The organism is Bradyrhizobium genomosp. III, from assembly GCF_000261705.1.
Taxonomy (GTDB): Bacteria; Pseudomonadota; Alphaproteobacteria; order Rhizobiales; family Xanthobacteraceae; genus Bradyrhizobium; species Bradyrhizobium ottawaense.
This window is the reverse complement of the sequence record NZ_AJQF01000264.1, coordinates 1-1,118: the sequence shown is the minus strand read 5'-3', so window position 1 is coordinate 1,118 and position 1,118 is coordinate 1. Positions and strand designations below refer to the sequence as shown.

Here is a 1,118-nt window from a genome sequence, read left to right as displayed (position 1 = left end):
GGCGCCCGCCGTTCCGGCACCTCGACCTCGAGCTCGCCGGTCAGGTACTTGCCGGTGAGCGATTTCGGGTTGCGCATGATCTCGGCGGGCGTGCCTTCGGCAATGATGTTGCCGCCATGCATGCCGGCGCCGGGGCCGATGTCGAGCACGTGGTCGGCGAGCAGGATGGCGTCCTCGTCATGCTCGACCACGATCACGGTGTTGCCGAGGTCGCGCAGCCGCTTGAGGGTGTCGAGCAGGCGCGCGTTGTCGCGCTGGTGCAGGCCGATCGAGGGCTCGTCCAGCACGTAGAGCACGCCCGTCAGGCCCGAGCCGATCTGCGAGGCCAGGCGGATGCGCTGGCTCTCGCCGCCGGACAGCGTGCCGGAGGAGCGGGATAGCGTGAGGTAGTTGAGGCCGACGTCGAGCAGGAAGGTGAGACGCTCGCGGATCTCCTTCAGGATGCGGCCGGCGATCTCGTTCTGCTGCGCGTTGAGCGCCTCGGGCACGGTCTCGAACCATGCGCCGGCGCCCTTCACCGACAGCTCGGAAATCTCGCCGATATGCTTGCCGCCGATCTTGACGCAGAGCGCCTCGGGCTTGAGCCGAAAGCCCTTGCAGCCCTCGCAGGGCACGTCGTGGAAATACTTCGCCAGCTCCTCGCGCGCCCACTCGCTCTCGGTTTCCCGATAGCGGCGGTTGATGTTGGTGATGACGCCCTCGAACGGCTTCTTGGTGTCGTAGGAGCGCACCCCGTCCTCGTAGGAGAACTTGATCTCGTCCTCGCCGGAGCCGTGGAGGATGGCGTTCTGCGTCTTCTTGGCCAGGTCCTTCCACTTGGTGGTCAGCGTGAATTTGTAGTGCTTGCCGAGCGCAGTCAGCGTCTGCACGTAATAGGGCGACGACGATTTGGCCCAGGGCGCAATCGCGCCCTTACCGATCGCGAGCTCCTTGTCGGGGATGACGAGGTCTTCGTCGACATGCTGCTCGACGCCGAGGCCGCCGCAGGCCGGACACGCGCCATAGGGGTTGTTGAACGAGAACAGGCGCGGCTCGACCTCGGGAATGGTGAAGCCAGAGACCGGGCAGGCGAACTTTTCCGAGAACAGGATGCGCTCGGGTCCGCTCTTGTCGTGGAT

Annotated in this window: 1 pseudogene; it reads right to left on the bottom strand. The window is 65.7% G+C overall.

What is annotated here, in order from left to right:
• Nucleotides 1-1,118, bottom strand: a pseudogene (locus tag IC66_RS0122640) (excinuclease ABC subunit UvrA); the annotation flags it as partial.